This is a genomic window from Treponema sp. R8-4-B8, from assembly GCF_054786175.1.
In genome coordinates, this window is the sequence record NZ_BDHE01000413.1 from 1 (window position 1) to 444 (window position 444).

Consider the following 444-nt stretch of genomic DNA (forward strand, 5'->3'; position numbering starts at 1 on the left):
TACCGGAATAAGCGCCGCGTCCGTGGATCTGCTTATGTTTACCTTAGGTTATGAGCTTGGCTTAAACGGCATACTTACAATGCTTGATGTCTCAAAATTACCGCTTCACTGTGAAAAAAGAAACGACAATCATCCTATTGTAATCGCGGGGGGGCCGGCGGTTTCCAATCCTCTGCCATACGCTCCTTTTATAGATGCTTTTTGGATAGGGGAGGCGGAAGACAATTTTTTCGCTCTTGCCGCTGAATTATCCCTTATTAAAAAAAGAGGGAAGGGCAGAGCGGAACTCCTTGAAAAAATCGCCTCACATCCCAATGTGTGGGTTAAGGGAAAAAAATGAGCTTTATTTTGAAGTCGCGCTTGGTTCAAAAGGGCATGAAGTTCAAAAGTATACCGTTAAAACGGGAGAGGGTATCGCGGGCTGGGTGGCGCAGAACAACAAAT

The 444-nt window shown here is 45.5% G+C and carries 1 pseudogene; it reads left to right on the forward strand.

Features of this window, described 5'->3' with window-relative positions:
- A pseudogene (locus ACYVRA_RS09015) lies at nt 1-340 on the forward strand (B12-binding domain-containing radical SAM protein); the annotation flags it as partial.
- Nucleotides 341-444 lie beyond the last annotated feature (104 nt).